This is a genomic window from Caulobacter sp. GW821-FHT11E11, from assembly GCF_058808315.1.
Map to the genome: position 1 here is coordinate 190,059 of NZ_JBXARO010000011.1, position 18,435 is coordinate 208,493.

Here is an 18,435-nt window from a genome sequence, read left to right on the forward strand (position 1 = left end):
GCCCATGACCGACGCCGCCGCCTCTTCCGAACCTGTTTCCGCGCAAGCGCCCTCGGCGCTTTCGAAGGAAGAGCTCGCCAAGATCACGGACCAGCTGATCGACAAGCTGAAGTCCGTCTACGACCCGGAAATCCCGGTCGACATCTATGAGCTGGGCCTGATCTACAAGGTCGATGTCAGCGACTCCAAGGACGTCGCCATCGACATGACCCTGACCGCTCCGGGGTGCCCGGTGGCCGGCGAGATGCCGGGCTGGGTGCGTGACGCGGTCATGGAAATCCCCGACTTGAAGTCCTGCACGGTCGAGCTGGTGTTCGAGCCGCCGTGGGACGCCTCGCGCATGAGCGACGAAGCCAAGCTGCAACTGAACATGTTCTGATCGGTTCGAAAGCCATGGAAACCGCGATCACCGCACGTCCCCGCCGCCCGCGCCCCAAGGTCGTCACCCTGACCGCCGCCGCGGCCGCGCGCGTGAAGGAGATCATGGCCCGGGCCGACAAGCCCTATGCGGGCTTGCGCGTCGGCGTGAAGAACGGCGGCTGCGCGGGTTCGGAATACATCTTCGAATACGCCGCCGAGAAAGCCCCCCTGGACGAGGTGGTCGAGGACAAGGACGTCACCATCCTGATCGACGCCAAGGCGGTGCTGTTCCTGATCGGCACCACGATCGACTACGAGACCACCAAGCTGTCGTCGAAGTTCGTGTTCAACAATCCGAACGAAACCGACGCTTGCGGCTGCGGCGAGAGCGTGACGATCCAGCCTGCCCCTGAGACTCTGGACTGATGCTGGCCAAGACTCCGTCCTGCGTGGAATGCGGTCTGGCCTGGGGCGCGCCGCGCTTCAAGCACGAGGACGAGGCGCCGCTGTACTGGTCCGACACCGGCCTGCTGTGCTCCAGCGGCTGCGCCCAGACCCACTTCGCCAAGCGCCGCGCCGAGGGCACGTTCGCGGGTGTCCCGGCGGAGTGCCCGGTCGAGGTCTAGGCCGACGCCTCGGCCCTCTTCGGTTCCTGCGACTTCTTCTTCGGCGATTCCACGAGCACCGACGGCTTCACCGGCTCACCCCGCGCCTGTGCGATCAGCTCATTCGTGCGACCCTCGATGGTGGCCTCAAGCCGCTGCATGAACTCGGCCTTTTCCAGGCCCTGGGGCAGGGGCGGCAGGAACTCGACGGTGGCCACGCCCGGGGTCTTCTTCTTGTCCTGCTGCTGCCAGAAGCAGCCCAGGTTCGTCGCCACCGGCACGACCGGCAGGTCGAAATCCTTGCTCATGTAGTAGACGCCCGTCCGGTAGCGGAAATGCTCGCCGGGCTTGGCCAGGTGGCCCTCGGGATAGATCAGGATGCGGCGGCCCTCGGCGGCGACCTGGGCGGCGCTTTCCGACAGGGCCTTGCGGGCCTCGGGACCGCCGCAGCTGTCGACGACGATGGCCCCGAACTTCTTCAGGATCGCCCCGACCAGCGGGAACTTCTCCAGGTGGTCGCCGGTGACGAAGCTGAGGTTGTCGACATTGGCGAACATCACGAAGCCGTCGCCCCAGCTGTGGTGCTTGGCGGCGATGATGAACGGGCCGGCGGGCATGTTCTCCTGGCCCTTCAGCTGCACCTTCACATCGGCGAACACGTCCAGCGCCCACAGCATCCGCTGGCTGTAGAGCCGCAGGGCGAAGGCCACGGGCTTGCGGCCCGGCGCCAGGGCGGCGAACGCAGCCGACAGGCCGTAGAAGATCGACAGGACCCAGTAGTAGGCGTTGAACAGCGCGCTGCGCATGGTGTTCGGTTCCTAGCGAGCAAAGAGCACGGCCTGGACGGCCGCGGTCATGAGGGGGGCGTGGGCTGAGAGGGCGTCGGCGCCTAGGCGGCCATAGGCCTTGTTCTGGGCGGTCTGGGTGATCACGCCGATGGCCATGGCGGCCAGCACGCGCGGGTCGCCCGGCGGCAGTTCGGCGGCGATCATCGCTCGCTTGATCACATTCTCGACCTGGGTGACCGGGTCGCGGCCGTCCTCCTGGTAGTAGGGCAGGAAGTGGTGCAGCTGCAGCAGGTGGAATGAGAACAGCAGCCAGTCCTCGTCGGCCACCGCGCAATAGGCCGTCACCAAGGCGGCGGCCTTGGCCTTGATGCCATCGGCGGCGCTGGCCTCATCCTCGATCAGGGTCGAGAGGCGGCGGTGGCAGTCCATGAACAGGCCGACCGCCAGTTCGTCCTTGCTCTTCCAGTGACGGTAGATCGCGCCTTCCGAGACGCCCGCGCGGGCGGCGATGGTCTTGGTGGTGGTCGCGTCGACACCTTCGACGACAAAGGCCTCGAGGGCGGCGCGTTCGATGCGGGGTTTGGCGCTCATGAGGAGAGCATCGCACGGCTGCGTTGAAATGCAAGTGAGCGTTCACTTACATTCTCGTGATCGTGATTGACCCGGCGCAGCGACGCGGCGACACACGGCCATGGTCCAGACGGTTCTGATCTATTCGATGGGCGAGGTGATCGGCGACGGCCTGATCAAGCTGCCCTTCATCGCCGGCCTGCGGGCGGCCTTTCCGGACGCGCGCATCAGCTGGTGCGCGGCCAAGGTCGAGACGGTCTATGCCGGCCCGCTGAAGGGCGTGGTGGCCGGCTATATCGACGAGTTGATCCTTGAAGGCTCGAACGGCGGCCGGCCCTTGGACATGATGCCGTGGAGCAAACCGTTCGGCGGCCGCAAGTTCGACCTCGTCATCGACACCCAGGAGCATATCGGCCGCAGCGGCGTCGCCCAGCGCGGCGCGGCGGGGCGTTTTGTCTCCGCGGCTCGCCATGCGCGCGACAAGGACTGGCCGGTGGCGGTCGCCGATCGCCTGGCGCGACTGCTGGATCTGGCCACGGACGGGCAGGGCGCGGTGCGGCCCCTGGCCCTGACCAATCCCGACGCCCTGAAGGCCGCCGAGGCCCTGCTGCCGGCCGGTCCGACCTATGTGGGCCTGGCGCCCGGTGCGGGCGGCCAGGACAAGCGCTGGCCGCTGGAAAACTATCTGGAGCTGGCCCGCCGCGTGGTTACGAAAGGCTGGACGCCGGTGTTCTTCTTCGGTCCGGACGAGGCTGCGGACGCCGCCGTGGCTGCGCGCGAGGTCCCGCAGGCGCTGCAGCCCGAACGCAACCGCACCGACGGCTTCACGGGCGTGAAGGGGCCGCTGCTGGTCATCGCCTTGGCCGGACGCCTGGCGGCGGGCGTGGCCAACGACGCCGGACCCGGCCATATGCTGGCTGCCGGCGGCGCGCCGCTGCTGTCGCTGCAACAGGACCGCCGCAAGTCGGTGAAGTTCCGTCCCGCTGCCCAGCGGCTTGAGATGCTGGTCGCGGAGGACTACGGAAGCGGCATGGACGCCCTGCCGATCGACGCGGCCTGGGACGCCCTCCAGACGCTGGTTGCCGGAGCCTCCTGAATGTCCATCCTCGCGCCGATCTCGGCGGGCGAACTGGTCGACAAGATCACCATCCTACGGGTCAAGGCCCAGCGCATCGGCGATCCGGCCAAGGAAGCCAATGTCCGCAAGGAGCTGGCCCTGCTGGAAGCCACGGCGGCCGAGCACCTGCCCGACAACGCCGACATCGCCCGCCTTACCGAGGAACTCACGACGGTCAACGCCGCCCTCTGGGATATCGAGGATGGCAAGCGCGACTGCGAGCGCCGCCAGGACTTTGGCCCGGACTTCGTAGCCCTGGCGCGCCGCGTCTATATCGACAACGACCAGCGCGCCGCCATCAAGCGCGCCATCAACGAGGCCGCCGGCTCGGATATCGTCGAGGAGAAGAGCTACAAGCCCTACCTCGGAACATCCGAAACGTGACGCAAGTCGTTCGCGACGCTCGAGAAATGGTCGCGGGCATGACGCCGGCGCTGAAGCCTGGGGCGTATGTCTTCTGCGCGGCCGGCGACCGTGACTGGGCGGCGCTGCAGCCCCTGGCCATGTTCCACGAGACCGAGGGCGTCAGCCTGATCCTTGAGCGCGACGCGGCTCAAGCGGCCGGCTTTCCGGTCGAAGGGCCGATGGCTCTGATCACCCTGAACGTCTATTCGGCCCTGGACGGCGTCGGCCTGACCGCCGCTGTCGCCACGGCGCTGGCCAAGGCCGGCATCGCCTGCAACATGGTCGCGGCGCTGAACCACGATCACGTCTTCGTGCCGGCCGAGCGGGCCGACGAGGCCGTCGCGATCCTGCTGGCCCTGCAGGCGGCCGCTAGCGCCCCTTGAACGCCGCCGCGCGTTTCTGGAGGAAGGCGCTGACGCCTTCGATGAAGTCCTCGGTCTTGCCGGCGAACTTCTGGGCCTTGCGTTCGGCGTGCAGCTGGCCGGTCCAGTCGCTGTCCAGGCTGTCCCAGACCAGCTTGCGGATCGCGCCCAGCGCCGCCGGACCCTTGGCCAGCTCCAGCGCCAGCGTGTGGGCGGTCGGGATCAGCTGGTCGTCGGGCACGCAACGATTGACCAGGCCCCACTGGAACGCGGTGGCGGCCGGGATCTTGTCGCCCAGCAACATCATCTCCATGGCCCGCGCCTTGCCGATCAGGCGCGGCAGCAGATAGGTCGAGCCGCCGTCGGGCACCAGGCCGATGCGGCAGAAGGCCTGCAGGAAGTAGGCGCTCTCGCCCGCCACGATGATGTCGCCCATCAGCGCGATCGAGCAGCCGACGCCGGCCGCCGGACCGTTCACCGCCGTCACGATCGGCAGCGGGAAGTCGCGCAGCAGGGTCATCAGCGGGTTGTAGGTGTTCTCTAGCGCCGAGCCCGCGTCGGGCTTGCCGTCGACGTCCAGTTCGCGTCCGGCCGCGCCACCGCCCGACAGGTTCGCGCCCGAGCAGAAGCCGCGGCCTTCGCCGGTCAGGATCACCGCGCGCGCCTCGACCTTGCCGGCCGCGATCGACGAGAAGGCGTGGATCAGCTCGCGGGCGATCTCCAGGCTGGCCGCGTTCAGCGTCGTGGGATCGGACAGGGTGACGGTGGCGACGCCGTCCTGCGTCGAGACACGGATCTTTTGGTAGTCCACGGCTTAGGCCTCCCTGGTTCGTTAGGGAGAGTCTAGGCGCCTTTGCCCCTTGGGAAGGCTAGCAGAATCTTCAAAAGGAAACGCCGCCGATCCTCACGGAACGGCGGCGCCAGGTAGGTCTTCTGCTGAAGAAGCTTAGGCCGCGTTGGCCGAGGCGGGCATGGATTCCGCCGCCGTAACGCGGTTACGACCACCGCGCTTGGAGGCGTAGAGCGCCGCGTCCGCGCGTTCCATGATCGAGTGGCCGTGCTCGCCCGGCGTGCGTTCGGCGAAGCCCGACGAAATGGTGATGGCGCCCAGGTCCTCGTTGGTCGAGCGACGCTTGAGCATGCGCGAGGAGACCTCGACGCGGATCTCTTCCAGGGTGGTGGCGACGGCCGACGCGGCTTCGCGCGGGAAGATCATGGCGAATTCCTCGCCGCCATAGCGCGCGGCGAAACGCGGCGGGGCGGCGACGCGGCCGATCACCGAGGCGACGTACCGGATGACCTGGTCGCCCGTCTGGTGGCCCCAGGTGTCGTTGAAGCCCTTGAAGTGGTCGATGTCGAGCACGGCCAGGCAGATCGTGGCGCCTTGCTCGTCGGCCTCCGCGCAGGCCCGCTCCAGCTCTTCGTCGAAGGCCTTGCGGTTGGCCAGGTTCGTCAGGCCGTCGGTGGTGGCGTCGCGGCGGACCTGTTCCAGGTGCTCGCGCAGGCGCTCGACCTCGGCGGTGGAGTCGGCCAAGCGCGTTTCCAGCGACTGGTTTTCCTTGTGCACGCGGCGGGTGGCGTCGGCCAGGTTGCCGACCACGGCCTTGATGGCGTCGACGTCGGTCGACTTGTCCAGGCTCTTGGTCGCGCCGGCCAGCTCCTTGCCGAAGGCGGCGTTCGACTTCTGGGCGTTCTGGATGGCCTTGGAGACGGCTTCCAGTTCCTTGGACAGGATGTCGCCAGCGTCGCGGATCTGTTCGTTCAGGCGGGCCTTGGGCAGGTAGGTCGCGGCCAGCTCTTCGCTGACCAGCTCGGTCATCGGCTCGCCCAGGGAAATCAGTCGGGTCAGCTCACGGGCCAGGGCGCCGTCCGGGTCGGCGACGTAGTGGGTCCACAGCTCGAAGTTCAGCGCGGTCGGCCACACCTGGTGGCGTTCCATGAGCTCCAGGGCGCGCGCGGCGATCTTGTAGGCCTCTGGACCGCGCAGCGTGGTTTCGACGTCCGACATTTTCTTCTTCCCCCATCGGCGGCTTCCCTTGCGGAAACACCGATCGCTTGGAGCGCGACCTTAAACTCGAGAGTTCTTACGAGCCGTTAAGAACGAACAACGTTCACTTGCGCACGACCTTCCGCTCGCTCATGGTGATCGCTGATAAGGTAAGTTCCGCAGCGTAAGGCGGATCCTGGGGAGGAGCGACAACGCCATGAATGCACCGGTGAATCTGTCCTTCGACGCCCATAAGGCGGCGATGAACGACGTGTTGCAGCGCCAAAAGGCCGCGCACGTGAAAAATGGGCCACCCAGCGTCGAGATGCGGATCGATTGGCTGAACCGCTCGATCGACCTCCTGATCGGTCACCAGGCCGAGATCGCCAAGGCGGTGAACGCCGACTTCGGCTCGCGCTCGCCCGAGGCCACGGCCTTGACCGACGTCGCCGGCTCGATCGGCCCGCTGAAGTTCGCCCGCGAGAACGTCGCCAGGTGGGCGCGCCCCGAAAAGCGCAAGACGACCCCGGCGATCCTGGGCCTGTTCGGCGCCAAGGCCAGCGTGCAGTACCAGCCCAAGGGCGTGGTGGGCGTGATCAGCCCCTGGAACTTCCCGGTCAACCTGACCTTCGCGCCGCTGGCCGGCATCTTCGCGGCCGGCAACCGGGCGATGATCAAGCCGTCGGAATTCACGCCCGCCACCTCCGACCTGCTGAAGGCGATGTTTGCCAAGGCGTTCTCGGAGGAAGAGGTCGCGGTGTTCGTCGGCGGACCCGAGGTGGGCCAGGCCTTCGCGGGCCTCGCCTTCGACCATCTGGTCTTCACCGGCGCGACCTCCGTGGCCAAGCACGTGATGCGGGCGGCGGCCGAGAACCTGGTGCCGGTGACCCTGGAGCTGGGCGGCAAGAGCCCGGTGATCCTGTCGCGCGGCGCCGACATGGCCACGGCCGCGGCGCGGATCATGAACGGCAAGACCCTGAACGCCGGCCAGATCTGCCTGGCGCCCGACTATGTCTTCGCCCCGCAGGAAGAGGTCGAGACCTTCGTCAAGGAAGCCCAGGCCGCCGTCGGCCGCTACTTCCCGACCCTGAAGGACAATCCCGACTACACGGCCGTGGTCGCCCAGCGCCACTATGACCGGGTGAAGGGCTATGTCGACGACGCCCGGGCCAAGGGCGCGCGGATCGTCGAGATCAATCCGGCCGGCGAGGATCTGTCCCAGCAGGAGCATCGCAAGATCGCCCCGACCCTGATCCTGGACCCCACAGACGACATGAAGGTGATGCAGGAGGAGATCTTCGGTCCCGTCCTGCCGGTGAAGACCTACAAAAACGTCGACGAGGCCGTGGACTATGTGAACGCCCACGACCGGCCGCTGGCCCTCTACTGGTTCGGGACCGACGAGGCCGAGAAGGACCGGGTGCTGGAGCGCACGACCAGCGGCGGCGTCACGGTCAATGACGTGATCTTCCACGTCGCCCAGGAGGACCTGCCGTTCGGCGGCGTCGGCCCGGCTGGCATGGGCGCCTATCACGGCCACGACGGCTTCCGCGAGTTCAGTCACCGCAAGGCGGTGTTCCAGCAGCTGAAGAAGGACATCGCCCCAATGCTGGGCCTGCGCCCGCCGTACGGGGAGGGGATCCGCAAGTACCTGGCGGGGCAGATCAAGAAGTAGCTTCAACAGGACGGCGCGGCATGCTCCAAGCGGCGCATGACCGCGCCGCTGACTCTGCGCCCCATCATCGAAGCCCAGGATCTGCCGCGCATGCAGACGCCGGAACTGCGCGAGCGGTTCGCGCGGGGCGAGACGGGGGCGGCCTGGTCGCCGGAGCATGACGCCTCGGCCGGCGCGTCGAACGGCCTGCTGGGCGGGCCCGAGGCCGCCGCCTGGCCCTACGACATCGACGCGCCGCCCTATGTCGATACACCGGCCATGTGCGCGATCGGCGAGAGCTGGTGGTTTCCGCGCTTCGGCGGGCTGATCGGCGCGGACGGGGCGCTGTACAACGCCACCATCGGCGAGGCGCGGCACGGCTCCCAGGACCTGTCGGCGCTGCCCGGCGTCAGCGACAACGCCGCGCGCTTCACGCCGCCGGCTGACGCGCCTGTGCTGGACCACGGGGCGGTGTTCCTGCCGTGGGGCGCGACCTTCAACTACGGCCACTTTCTCATCGACGCCCTGCCGTCGCTGCTGGTCCTGGAGCAGGCCGGCCTGCTGGACGACGCGCCCGTGCTGGCCCCGAAGCTCTCGGCCTGGCAGCGCGACCTGATCGCCATGGCGTTCCTCGGTCGCGAGGTCAAAGAGGTGGAGGCGCCGGTCGTCCGGCTGAAGCGCGCGACCTTCTCGGCCAGCATGGATCACTTCCTGCACCACCCGAACGGCCTGCTGGCCGATGTCGCCGCCCGGATCCTGCAGCGGGCGCCGGCGGGGACAGGAGCTAAGCGCGTCTACCTCTCGCGCCGAGGCCAGTCGATGCGGGTGATGGTGGGCGAGGCGGCATTCGAGAAGGCCCTGGCCGCGCGCGGCTTCACCATCGTCCGCCCCGAGACCCTGAGCGCCGGCGAGCAGGTGGCCCTGATGCGCGACGCAGAAGTCCTGGTCGGCGCCAGCGGCGCGGCCCTGGCCAACGCCGTGTTCCTGCCGCGTGGCGCGCGGGTCGTCGAGATCCAGCCGCTGAACTTTACCAGCCAGTGGGTGAGGGCGGCCTGTCGCCAGGTCGGGGTCGACTGGCGCGGCTATGTTTGCGCGTCACCATGCCCGGCGCGCATGGCGCCGGTGCTGGCCAGGTTCCGTCGCGGCTTCAAGTTCGCCTTCAGGCCGCCCTTGGACGACCTGTTGGCGTTCGTGGATGCAGCGCTCTAGAGGATACCCTTGCGGCCCGGAGCCCAAGGATCCAGCGACTGCTGCTCCTCGCGTTTGACCATGCCGTAATAGCCGGCGACCCAGACGATCGCAAAGGTGAACAGGCCGCCCCAGAAACCGCCCGGCGTGGCGAACCACACCGTCAGTCCACTGATCGAGGCCGCCAGGCCCAGCATGGACCAGCGCAGCAGCACCGAGAAGGCGTGATAGGTCTTCTCGTGCGAGATCAGGATCGCTTCCTTGTCGAGTTCGGGTTCGATGGCGGCCACGTTGCAGTCCTCCCATTCTTGTTGGGCCAGATCTGCCGAACTCCGGCGCGATCAAGCCGAAAACGTGCGCTACGATAACAGCGTTCCGTCAGTCTGGCCATTGGGCTGCAGGCGCTCTCCCGGCTAGGCTCCGATCTCGCTCGTCGATTCTGGAGGGACCCGTGCGCAGTCCCCTGAAGCTGCTCCTGCCCGCGCTGATCCCGTCCTGGAACTTCTTCGACGTGATCGCCCCGGCGCCGCGCGTCGAATACGCCCGGCTGCGCTCGATCGGCGACGCCTCGGGCGAATGGCGGGTGTTTCGGCCCAGGCCTCAGCGTCTGTCGCCCCTGGCCATGCTGACCCGCCTCGTCTGGAACCCGCGCTGGAACGAGACCCTGTTCGTGACCGGTTGCGCCGATCGCCTGACCGACGACGATCCGGGCCACAGCGAGGCTCAGATCTTCAAGCGTATCGCCGCCGATCTGGCGCGCGAGCCGCAGGACGCCGAGCGACCCTGGCTGTGCTTCCGCCTGGTGTTCGTCAGCCGCGTGGGCGAGGCGTTGGTCGAGGAGGTGCTGTTCCAGCCCGCGCCGCGCCTTCTGGCGGAGATCGTGGTCCGATGAGCCTGTCCTTCGCGGCGCGCCTGACCGAGATCCTGCTGGTCCTGGCCCTGATCCAGCAGAGCCTGGAGCACCTGACGCGATTCCGGAACGAGCAGGCGCTGTTCGGCGCCCGGATCGTCCTGTGCCTGCTGGTGCTGGCGGGTATCGCCGCGCCCTGGCCGCTGGTCGGGCTGGCGGGGCTGTCAGTGTTGATCCTCTACCGCTTCGAGGGGCCGTATAACGGCGGCAGCGACCGGATGGGGCTGCTGGCCCTGTGGTGCCTGACCGCGGCGCGCCTGTTGCCGACGCCGGCCTTGCAGGAGCTGGCCTTCGGCTATCTGGGCGCGCAGCTGACCCTGTCCTATTTCATCTCCGGCGGGGTGAAGATCATCAACCCCGACTGGCGCTCGGGCCGGGCCCTGGCCGATGTCTTCCGCTTCTCGGCCTACCCGGTCAGCGAGGCCCTGCGCGCCTGGACCGACCGGCCGCGCGTGCTGCTGGCGATGTCGTGGGCGGTGATGGGGTTCGAGCTGGTCTTCCCGCTGACCCTGCTGTGGAAGCCGGCCCTGATCGCGGGGCTGGTCGTGGCGGCGACCTTCCACCTGGCCAATGCCTGCCTGTTTGGCCTGAACCGGTTCTTCTGGATCTGGCTGGCCGTCTATCCGGCCATCCTGTGGCTGCAGGCGCGGCTGTTCCACTAGGCAAACGAAAGGCGCCGAACTCGCGTCCGGCGCCTTCGTCATTCGATCGAGGCCTGAGCCTTACTTGCCGCGTGGCGGGCGAGCCAGGAAGGCCGGGACGTCGTTACCGAAGCCGACCACGCGACGATCGTCGTCGTCACGGTCGCGGACGGGCTGGACGCCACGGACCGGACGCTCGGGGCGTTCCGGGCGTTCGCTACGCTCAGGACGCTCGCTACGTTCCGGACGCTCGGCGCGTTCGGCCCGCTCCGGACGTTCGGCGCGGGCGGGGCGCTCAGCGCGCTCGGGACGCTCGGCTTCAACCGCCGGAGCGGCGTCGGCGCGAGGGGCGCGATCGCGTTCGCGGCGCGGGCGGCGCTCGCGGGCGGGACGTTCTTCGGCGACGGCGGCTTCGGGAGCCTCGGCAGCGGCGACGACAGCTTCGGCCGGCGCGTCGGCGGCGGCTTCCTCGGTGCGACGGCCACGGCTGCGCGGCGAGGGACGTTCGCCGCGTTCGGGGCGATCACCACCACGATCGCGACCACCGCGCTTGCGGTCACGGTCGCCGTCGCGCTTGACGGTCACGGCGTTGGAGTAGTCGAGCTCGAGCTTCTCCTCTTCCGGGGTCGAGCCGATCAGCTTGATGACCTTGTCGAAGCCCTTGTCGTCGGCCGGGGTGACCAGCATGTAGGTCACGCCCGTGCGGCCGGCGCGGCCAGTGCGGCCGATGCGGTGGACGTAGTCGTCGGCGTGGTGCGGGACGTCGTAGTTGAAGACGTGGCTGACGGCCGGAATGTCGAGACCGCGCGCGGCGACGTCCGAGGCCACCAGGATCTTCAGCGCGCCCGAGCGGAAGTCCGCCAGGGTCTTCATGCGCTGGCTCTGGTCGAGGTCGCCGTGGATCGCGGCGGCGTCGAAGCCATGCACGCGCAGCGACTTGGCGACGATGTCGACTTCGGTCTTGCGGTTGCAGAACACGATGCCGGTTTCGATCTGGGCCTTCTCGACCAGGGCCCGCAGCGCCAGGCGCTTGGCCTTGGGATCGGAAGAGGGAACCTTGACCATCAGCTGAGTGATGTTGGCGTTGGTCGTGGCGGGCTTGGCCACCTCGATCCGCACGGGATCCTTCAGGAACTGCTTGGTCAGGCGCGTGATTTCCGGCGGCATGGTGGCCGAGAAGAACAGCGTCTGCTTCTTGGGCGGCGTCATCTTGAAGATGCGCTCGATGTCGGGGATGAAGCCCATGTCCAGCATGCGGTCGGCTTCGTCGACGACGAGGAACTGCACGCCGGTCATCAGGAGCTTGCCGCGCTCGAAGTGGTCGAGCAGGCGGCCCGGCGTGGCGATCAGCACGTCGACGCCGCGGTCCAGCTTCTTTTCCTGGTCGCCGAACGAGACGCCGCCGATCAGAAGCGCCCACGAGAGCTTGGTGCCCTTGGCGTACTTCTCGAAGCTGGCGGCCACCTGGTCGGCCAGTTCGCGGGTCGGGGCGATGACCAGGGCGCGCGGCATGCGGGCCTTGGCGCGGCCCGACTGCAGCCGGTCGATCAGCGGAAGGGTGAAGGCGGCGGTCTTGCCGGTGCCCGTCTGGGCGATGCCAAGCACGTCCTGGCCCGCGAGGGCGACCGGAATGGCCTGGGCTTGAATGGGGGTCGCAGTGGTATAGCCGGTGTCGGCGACCGCCTGCAGGGTCGTGGGCGAGAGCCCGAGATCGGTGAATTCTGTCATTACACGCTGGTCTGATCGGAGCCGCCCGTGCTTGGGCGAGCGGGCGGCGCGGATTCGCCAGACCTGCTCCGAAGGTGGGGATAAATAGGCCGAACGTCGGCAAAGTCAATCGCCACAAGGCGATAGGGGGTATTCGGAAGATGAGCGACGGCGGCTGGAAAGCTTCGGCCAAGGCCTGGATCGCCGACATGGGCGAGACCGGAGACTACGGCCGGCGATATGTCCTGGACGCGCCGATGATCGCTCGGCTGCGCTTGCTGGACGGCGGCCGCGCCCTGGATATCGGCTGCGGGGAAGGGCGGTTCTGCCGGATCCTGCGGAGCGAAGGCTTCGATCCAGTGGGCCTTGATCCGACCGTAGAGCTGCTGGAGGCGGCGCGGGCGAAGGATCCGGACGGGCTTTACGTAGAAGGTGTGGGCGAGGCGTTGGACTTCGCCGACGCCAGCTTCGACCTGGTGGTCGCGTGTCTGTCCTTGATCGACATTGCAGCCGCCGACCAGGCGATCGCGGAGATGGTCCGGGTGCTGAAGCCGGGCGGGACCCTGCTGGTCGCCAACCTGACCGGCTTCTCCAGCGCCCGCGCCGGCGACGGCTGGCGGCGCGACCTGCTGGGGCGGCCTGCGCATTTCGGCATCGACCGCTATCTGGAGGTCCGCGCCACCTGGCAGCGCTGGCGTGGCATCGAGATCATCAACTGGCACCGGCCGCTGAAGGACTACATGCAGTGGTTCCTGAGCCAGGGGCTGGTCCTGACCCACTTCGACGAGCCGGCGCCCATGGGCGGTCCGCTGGAACGTGCTGACAGATACCGACGCGCGCCCTGGTACCTCATCATGGAGTGGCGAAAGCCGTAACGTCGCTCTATATCCGGCCGCATATGACCATCGACCACGACTCCCGCCTTCGACGCCTTCGTTTCCGCGCCTGGCATCGCGGCTTCCGGGAAGCGGACCTCATTCTGGGGCCGTTCGCGGACGTCCATGGCCCGAACCTGACCCTAGAACAGATCGATACGCTGGAAACCCTGCTCGAAGAGTCGGACCGCGAGATCTACGCCTGGATCGTCGGCCAGGAGCCGACGCCTGAAAAGTTCGAGACGGACGTCCTGGCGATGATCCGTGCGTTCAGGTTCGAGGCGCACGCATCGCGCCCGGCCGGGGACGGCGCTTAAGAGCATGGGTTACGACGCAAAGCAGATCGCCAAGGCCGCCGGCGGCCTGACCCTGGCCGGCGCGCCGGAAGGCTTCGACGCGCTGGTGATGGCCGACATCGCCCGGGCGCGCGGCGGCCTGACCGCCTTCGTGGCCCGCGACACCGCTCGGGCCAACAACTTCATCGACGCCCTGAAGTTCTTTGCGCCCGAGATCGAGGCGGTGCTGCTGCCCTCGTGGGATTGCCTGCCCTACGATCGGATCGGCCCCTCGTCGGGCGTCTCGGCCACGCGGATGGCGACCCTGTCGCGCCTTGCCCGGGGTCTGGGCGAGAAGAAGCCCGCCATCCTCGTCTTACCCGCGCCGGCCTTGTTGCAGCGTGTACCGACCAAAGACGTGCTGCTGCGCGCCTCCTACTCGGCGAAAGTCGGCAATGTCGTCGATATCAAGGACCTGGAGCGCTACTTCGCCGTCAACGGCTATACCCGCGCCTCCACCGTCTCGGAGCGCGGCGAGTTCGCGATCCGTGGCGGCGTCATCGACGTCTATCCGCCGGCCGCCGAAGAGCCGGTGCGCCTGGACCTGTTCGGCGACACGCTGGAAAGCATCCGCGCCTTTGATCCCGAGACCCAGCGCTCGACCAAGCAGCTGAAGGAAATCGACCTGCTGCCGGTCAGCGAGGCCCTGCTGGACGCCGACGGCATCTCGCGCTTCCGCAAGGGCTATGTCGCGCAGTTCGGCGCGCCGGGCGACGACGCGCTGTACGCCGCCGTCAGCGAGGGCGGCCGCCGCGCCGGTCTCGAGCACTGGCTGCCGCTGTTTTACGAGCGGATGGCGACCCTGTTCGACTATCTGCCGGCCGGCAGCCTGATCGGCGTCGACCACCAGGCCGCCGAGGCCCGCGACGAGCGCCTGGCGATGATCGCCGACGCCTATGACGCCCGCGCCAGCGCCGACCGCAAATCGGCCTACCGCCCGCTGGCGCCCGAAGCTCTGTACCTGACCGCCGCCGAGTGGGACCGCGAGGTCACCGACCGCACCCACCGCCAGTTCACGCCGTTCCAGCCCCAGGGCCTGGACGTCGTCGACATGGGCGCCAAGCTTGGCCGCGTGTTCGCCGCCGAGCGCGCCCAGGACAGCGTCAACCTGTTCGAGGCCACCGCCGACCACGCCAAGAAGCTGGCCGCCGACGGCAAGCGCGTGCTGTTCGCCTCATGGTCCGAGGGCTCGTCCGAACGCCTGGGGACCATGCTGGCCGATCACGGCCTGAAGAAGATCCCCTATGCCGGCTACTGGCAGGCGGCCAAGGCCAATGACCCCAAGACGCCGCAGCGGGTCGTGCTGCCGCTGGACCATGGCTTCGAGACCGACCAGCTGGCGGTCATCTCCGAGACCGACATCCTGGGCGACCGCCTGGCTCGCCCGCGCAAGAAGCGCCGCGCCGCCAACTTCCTGGCCGAGGCCTCGGCCCTGACGCCGGGCGACCTGGTCGTCCACATCGACCACGGCATCGGCCGTTACGAGGGCCTGAAGACCCTGGACGTCCAGGGCGCGCCGCACGACTGCCTGGACCTGATGTACGGCGGCGAGGCCAAGCTGTACCTGCCCGTCGAGAACATCGACCTCTTGACCCGCTACGGCGCCTCGGATCCAGACACCGTGCAGCTGGACAAGCTGGGCGGCGCCGCCTGGCAGGGGCGCAAGGCCAAGGCCAAGGAGCGTCTGCGGGTCATGGCCGAGGGCCTGATCCAGATCGCCGCCGCCCGCCAGCTGAAGTCCGTGGAAGAGACCGACGCGCCGCAGGGCGTGTTCGACGAGTTCTGCGCCCGCTTCCCCTATGAGGAGACGGACGACCAGCTCAGCGCCATCCACGACGTGCTCGAGGACCTGGCGTCCGGCAAGCCGATGGACCGCCTGATCTGCGGCGACGTCGGCTTCGGCAAGACGGAAGTGGCCCTGCGCGCGGCCTTCGTGGTGGCGATGAGCGGCAAGCAGGTGGCCATCGTCTGCCCGACGACCCTGCTGGCCCGTCAGCACTACAAGACCTTCAAGGACCGCTTCCAGGGCTGGCCGATCAAGGTCACGCGCCTGTCGCGCCTGGTCACCGGCAAGGAAGCCGCCGAGGCCCGCGAGGGCCTGGCCGACGGCACGATCGAGATCGTGGTCGGCACCCACGCGGTGCTCAGCAAGCAGGTCTCGTTCAAGGACCTGGGCATGGTCATCGTCGACGAGGAGCAGCACTTCGGGGTCAAGCACAAGGAGAAGCTCAAGGAGCTTCGCGCCGACGTGCACATGCTGACCCTGACCGCCACGCCGATCCCGCGCACCCTGCAGATGGCGCTGTCGGGCATCCGCGAGATGTCGATCATCGCCACCCCGCCGGTCGATCGCCTGGCGGTGCGGACCTATATCAGCCCGTTCGATCCGGTGACCCTGCGCGAGGCCCTGCTGCGCGAGAAGTATCGCGGCGGCCAGTCCTACTATGTCGTGCCGCGCATCAAGGACCTGGAGGACATCGAAAAGTTCCTCCGCACCCAGGTCCCCGAGGTCAAGTACGTCGTCGGCCACGGCCAGATGGCGGCCACCCAGCTGGAAGACGTGATGACGGCCTTCTACGAGGGCCAGTACGACGTGCTTCTAGCGACGACTATCGTCGAAAGTGGGCTGGATATCCCGTCGGCCAACACCCTGATCGTCCACCGCGCCGACATGTTCGGCCTGGCGCAGCTCTATCAAATCCGGGGCCGCGTCGGCCGCTCCAAGGCCCGCGCCTACGCCTATCTGACCACGCCGGTCGAGAAGTCGCTGACCCTGTCGGCCGAGAAGCGCCTGCAGGTGCTGCAGTCGCTGGACAGCCTGGGCGCCGGCTTCCAGCTGGCCAGCCACGACCTGGACCAGCGCGGCGGCGGCAACCTCTTGGGCGACGAGCAGAGCGGCCATATCAAGGAGATCGGCGTCGAGCTCTATCAGCAGATGCTGGAGGACGCCGTCGCCGAGCTGCGCCAGCGCCAGGGCCAGGAAGCTCTGCTGGAAGACCGGGGCTGGTCGCCGCAGATCAACACCGGCGCGGCCGTGATGATCCCGGACGAATATGTGCCGGACCTGAACGTGCGCCTGTCGCTCTATCGCCGCCTGTCCGACGCCGAGCAGGCCGCCGACCGCGAGGCCCTGGCCGCCGAGATGATCGACCGCTTCGGCCCGCTGCCGCCGGAGACCGACTCCTTGCTCAAGGTCGTCGCCATTAAGGGTCTGTGCCGCGAAGCCAATGTCGCCAAGATCGACGTGGGGCCGAAGGGCGCCGTCGCCAGCTTCCGCAATGACAGCTACGCCAACCCGCTCGGGCTGATGCAGTACGTCGCCAAGAACAGCATCATCTGGAAGGTCCGCCCGGACCAGAAGGTGGTAATCAAGGGCGAGTGGGACACCCCGGCTCAGCGCCTGGACGCGGCCGAGAAGATCCTGTCGGTCCTGGCAAAGCTGGCCAAGGAGTAGGGCGGCTTCAGAAGGCCATCAGCCACAGGTCGGCGACCTTGCCGTCGTCCCGCACCTGGATCGCGCCGATGACCTTCTGACCGGGCCAGGTCAGCTCGAACATCGTGCCGTTGGCGCCGTCCATCCGTTCCTCGCGGGTGCTGACGAAGCGCTGCGGCGGGCCCAGCCGCGCCAGGCTTTCGCGATAGTCGGCCAGCAACTGGGGCGAGAGATAGGCGCAGGCCTCGCGGGTCAGGCGGCGACAGTCGACGCGGCCGGCGCGCAGCTGGGCCACGTAACGCCGGACCAGCGGCGAGGGCGGCTTGGCCGTCTTGTCGCCCTCGCTGTAGGTGTCGGGCTTGGGGAAGGCGACCGGCAGCAGCAGCTTTTCGAGGCCGTCGGCGATGTCGGGCACGGCCATGCCGAACTCGGCGTTGACGGTGACGACCACCGCCACGCCGTCGTCGGGATAGATCCGGTTCTCGGTGATGGCGCCCGGCGCGAAGCCGTTGTGATAGACGCGCCGGTGACCGGAGGCGCCGTCGACATAGAGGCCCAGGCCATAGCCGGAGCCCTTGCCGGTGCTCAGCATCGTCTCGCGCATCAGGGCGTCGTACGAGGCCGGGGCCAGCAGGGATCGGCGCAGGACGCTGGCGTCCCAACGGGCCAGGTCGCCAGCGGTCATGGACAGTCCGCCGGCCGCATAGGCCCAGCCCGGCGCGGCGGGTTCGATCGGGCGCGCCGGCCCCAGCAGGTTGCGGGTGTAGCGGGAGGCGTCCCGCGTGGTCGGGGCGACGCTTTCGTTGTCGATGGCGCTGGTCATGCCCAGGGGCTTGAAGATCCGCTCGCTCAGCACCTGGATCAGCGGCTGGCCCGAGACGATTTCGACGATCCGCCCGGCGATCACGTAGTTGGTATTGCTGTAGTCCCAGGTCGAGCCCGGTTCGAAGGCCAGCGGCATGGCGCCCCAGCGATCGACGACGGCCTGGGGCGCGATCGGCTGTTTGCGCTCTTCAGCGGTGTCCCGCCAGGAATTGCGATAGCCGGCGGTGTGCGACAGCAGGTGGCGGACGGTGACCTTGTCGGCGCCGGCCAGCTTCGGGAAGAAGCGGCCGACCTTGTCGTCCAGCGACAGCCTGCCGTCCTGGACCATCAGCATCACCGCCGCCGCGGTGAATTGCTTGCTGACCGAGCCGATGTCGTAGCGGGTTTCCGGCGTCGCCGGCCGGGCGGGATCGAGGTTGGCCAGGCCGAACGCCTCGGCATAGGCCAGCTCGCTATCCACTACGACCGCCACTGAGGTCGACGGGGCGGGGGCCTTGGTGCGGGCCTCGGCGATGATGGCGCGGATGCGGATCTTCTGATCCGCGGTGAGCGGGGCGGCTATCGCGGCGGTGGCGAGGAGCGCGACGAGAAGGCTCAGGATGATCCGCATGGCGCTTTCGGGGTGTTAGGCCTGTAAATTCGGCTGAGGGTTACGTGTGTAATTTGTGAAGTC

The 18,435-nt window shown here is 68.2% G+C and carries 20 protein-coding genes; 13 read left to right on the forward strand and 7 right to left on the reverse strand.

The genetic code is table 11. From position 1 onward, the window contains the following. The first annotated feature begins 4 nt into the window (after positions 1–4). The 3 genes from AC1RR5_RS24475 to AC1RR5_RS24485 are packed head-to-tail and all read left to right on the forward strand — an operon-like array spanning position 5 to position 986. Positions 5–379 carry an SUF system Fe-S cluster assembly protein gene (locus tag AC1RR5_RS24475; RefSeq protein ID WP_492925944.1) on the forward strand — a complete coding sequence of 125 codons (375 nt, stop codon included), beginning with the start codon at positions 5–7 and terminating at the stop codon, positions 377–379. 14 nt (positions 380–393) lie between these two features. Next, a complete protein-coding gene (locus AC1RR5_RS24480) occupies positions 394–786 on the forward strand; it encodes a HesB/IscA family protein (protein ID WP_492925946.1) in 393 nt (130 codons plus the stop codon). Continuing rightward, positions 786–986, forward strand: coding sequence for a hypothetical protein (locus AC1RR5_RS24485; protein WP_454716244.1), 201 nt, complete (start codon positions 786–788; stop codon positions 984–986). The genes AC1RR5_RS24480 and AC1RR5_RS24485 overlap by 1 nt, the downstream gene beginning before the upstream one ends. Here AC1RR5_RS24485 and AC1RR5_RS24490 read toward each other — a convergent pair. Both AC1RR5_RS24490 and AC1RR5_RS24495 read right to left on the reverse strand, forming a co-directional pair. Beyond that, a complete protein-coding gene (locus tag AC1RR5_RS24490; RefSeq protein ID WP_492925948.1) occupies positions 983–1,771 on the reverse strand; it encodes a lysophospholipid acyltransferase family protein in 789 nt (262 codons plus the stop codon). The two genes, AC1RR5_RS24485 and AC1RR5_RS24490, sit on opposite strands and share 4 nt — an antisense overlap. Positions 1,772–1,783: 12 nt before the next feature. Then, positions 1,784–2,344 carry a TetR/AcrR family transcriptional regulator gene (locus AC1RR5_RS24495; protein ID WP_492925950.1) on the reverse strand — a complete coding sequence of 187 codons (561 nt, stop codon included), beginning with the start codon at positions 2,342–2,344 and terminating at the stop codon, positions 1,784–1,786. Between the two features lie 100 nt (positions 2,345–2,444). Between AC1RR5_RS24495 and AC1RR5_RS24500 the strand changes: the two genes are divergently transcribed. Genes AC1RR5_RS24500 through AC1RR5_RS24510 form a run of 3 tightly spaced genes read left to right on the forward strand, consistent with a single transcriptional unit; the run spans position 2,445 to position 4,228 of the window. Next, the gene (locus AC1RR5_RS24500; protein WP_492925952.1) at positions 2,445–3,419 is read left to right on the forward strand and encodes a glycosyltransferase family 9 protein; all 975 of its coding nucleotides are present in this window, start codon (positions 2,445–2,447) and stop codon (positions 3,417–3,419) included. Continuing rightward, complete coding sequence (locus AC1RR5_RS24505) at positions 3,420–3,824, forward strand: DUF6165 family protein (protein WP_492925954.1); 405 nt, start codon at positions 3,420–3,422, stop codon at positions 3,822–3,824. Continuing rightward, positions 3,821–4,228 carry an ACT domain-containing protein gene (locus AC1RR5_RS24510; RefSeq protein ID WP_492925956.1) on the forward strand — a complete coding sequence of 136 codons (408 nt, stop codon included), beginning with the start codon at positions 3,821–3,823 and terminating at the stop codon, positions 4,226–4,228. Before AC1RR5_RS24505 ends, AC1RR5_RS24510 begins: the two co-directional genes overlap by 4 nt. Here the strand turns inward: AC1RR5_RS24510 and AC1RR5_RS24515 are convergent. Both AC1RR5_RS24515 and AC1RR5_RS24520 read right to left on the reverse strand, forming a co-directional pair. Next, on the reverse strand, positions 4,215–5,018 hold the full coding sequence (locus AC1RR5_RS24515) for an enoyl-CoA hydratase/isomerase (RefSeq protein WP_492925958.1): 804 nt from the start codon (positions 5,016–5,018) through the stop codon (positions 4,215–4,217). The genes AC1RR5_RS24510 and AC1RR5_RS24515 overlap by 14 nt on opposite strands. Before the next feature lie 135 nt (positions 5,019–5,153). Then, entirely contained in the window at positions 5,154–6,215 is a 1,062-nt protein-coding gene (locus tag AC1RR5_RS24520; protein WP_492925960.1) for a GGDEF domain-containing protein, read from the reverse strand. A gap of 196 nt (positions 6,216–6,411) precedes the next feature. Here AC1RR5_RS24520 and AC1RR5_RS24525 point away from each other — a divergent pair, with 196 nt between their 5' ends. Both AC1RR5_RS24525 and AC1RR5_RS24530 read left to right on the forward strand, forming a co-directional pair. After that, positions 6,412–7,869: a coniferyl aldehyde dehydrogenase gene (locus tag AC1RR5_RS24525; protein WP_492925962.1), complete on the forward strand. Its 1,458-nt coding sequence runs from the start codon at positions 6,412–6,414 to the stop codon at positions 7,867–7,869. Between the two features lie 36 nt (positions 7,870–7,905). Next, positions 7,906–9,057, forward strand: coding sequence for a glycosyltransferase family 61 protein (locus AC1RR5_RS24530; RefSeq protein ID WP_492925964.1), 1,152 nt, complete (start codon positions 7,906–7,908; stop codon positions 9,055–9,057). On the opposite strand, the gene AC1RR5_RS24535 is transcribed toward AC1RR5_RS24530, so the two are convergent. After that, positions 9,054–9,326 (reverse strand): hypothetical protein, encoded by a 273-nt coding sequence (locus AC1RR5_RS24535; protein ID WP_492925966.1) that lies wholly within the window; start codon positions 9,324–9,326, stop codon positions 9,054–9,056. The genes AC1RR5_RS24530 and AC1RR5_RS24535 overlap by 4 nt on opposite strands. Before the next feature lie 161 nt (positions 9,327–9,487). Between AC1RR5_RS24535 and AC1RR5_RS24540 the strand changes: the two genes are divergently transcribed. Both AC1RR5_RS24540 and AC1RR5_RS24545 read left to right on the forward strand, forming a co-directional pair. Next, positions 9,488–9,928 (forward strand): hypothetical protein, encoded by a 441-nt coding sequence (locus AC1RR5_RS24540; RefSeq protein ID WP_492925968.1) that lies wholly within the window; start codon positions 9,488–9,490, stop codon positions 9,926–9,928. After that, the gene (locus AC1RR5_RS24545) at positions 9,826–10,608 is read left to right on the forward strand and encodes an HTTM domain-containing protein (protein WP_492925970.1); all 783 of its coding nucleotides are present in this window, start codon (positions 9,826–9,828) and stop codon (positions 10,606–10,608) included. Before AC1RR5_RS24540 ends, AC1RR5_RS24545 begins: the two co-directional genes overlap by 103 nt. Positions 10,609–10,668: 60 nt before the next feature. Here AC1RR5_RS24545 and AC1RR5_RS24550 read toward each other — a convergent pair whose 3' ends face one another. Continuing rightward, positions 10,669–12,315 carry a DEAD/DEAH box helicase gene (locus tag AC1RR5_RS24550; RefSeq protein WP_492925972.1) on the reverse strand — a complete coding sequence of 549 codons (1,647 nt, stop codon included), beginning with the start codon at positions 12,313–12,315 and terminating at the stop codon, positions 10,669–10,671. Between the two features lie 122 nt (positions 12,316–12,437). On the opposite strand from AC1RR5_RS24550, the gene AC1RR5_RS24555 reads away from it, so the two are divergent. Genes AC1RR5_RS24555 through mfd form a run of 3 tightly spaced genes read left to right on the forward strand, consistent with a single transcriptional unit; the run spans position 12,438 to position 16,958 of the window. Continuing rightward, positions 12,438–13,169, forward strand: a complete 732-nt coding sequence (locus tag AC1RR5_RS24555; RefSeq protein ID WP_492926033.1) for a class I SAM-dependent methyltransferase — start codon at positions 12,438–12,440, stop codon at positions 13,167–13,169. 23 nt (positions 13,170–13,192) lie between these two features. Further along, the gene (locus tag AC1RR5_RS24560; protein ID WP_492925974.1) at positions 13,193–13,486 is read left to right on the forward strand and encodes an FAD assembly factor SdhE; all 294 of its coding nucleotides are present in this window, start codon (positions 13,193–13,195) and stop codon (positions 13,484–13,486) included. Positions 13,487–13,490: 4 nt separating this feature from the next. Beyond that, positions 13,491–16,958: a transcription-repair coupling factor gene (gene mfd / locus AC1RR5_RS24565; protein ID WP_492925976.1), complete on the forward strand. Its 3,468-nt coding sequence runs from the start codon at positions 13,491–13,493 to the stop codon at positions 16,956–16,958. A 7-nt stretch (positions 16,959–16,965) separates the two neighbouring features. Here mfd and AC1RR5_RS24570 read toward each other — a convergent pair whose 3' ends face one another. After that, positions 16,966–18,372: a serine hydrolase domain-containing protein gene (locus AC1RR5_RS24570; RefSeq protein ID WP_492925978.1), complete on the reverse strand. Its 1,407-nt coding sequence runs from the start codon at positions 18,370–18,372 to the stop codon at positions 16,966–16,968. Positions 18,373–18,435: the final 63 nt, after the last annotated feature.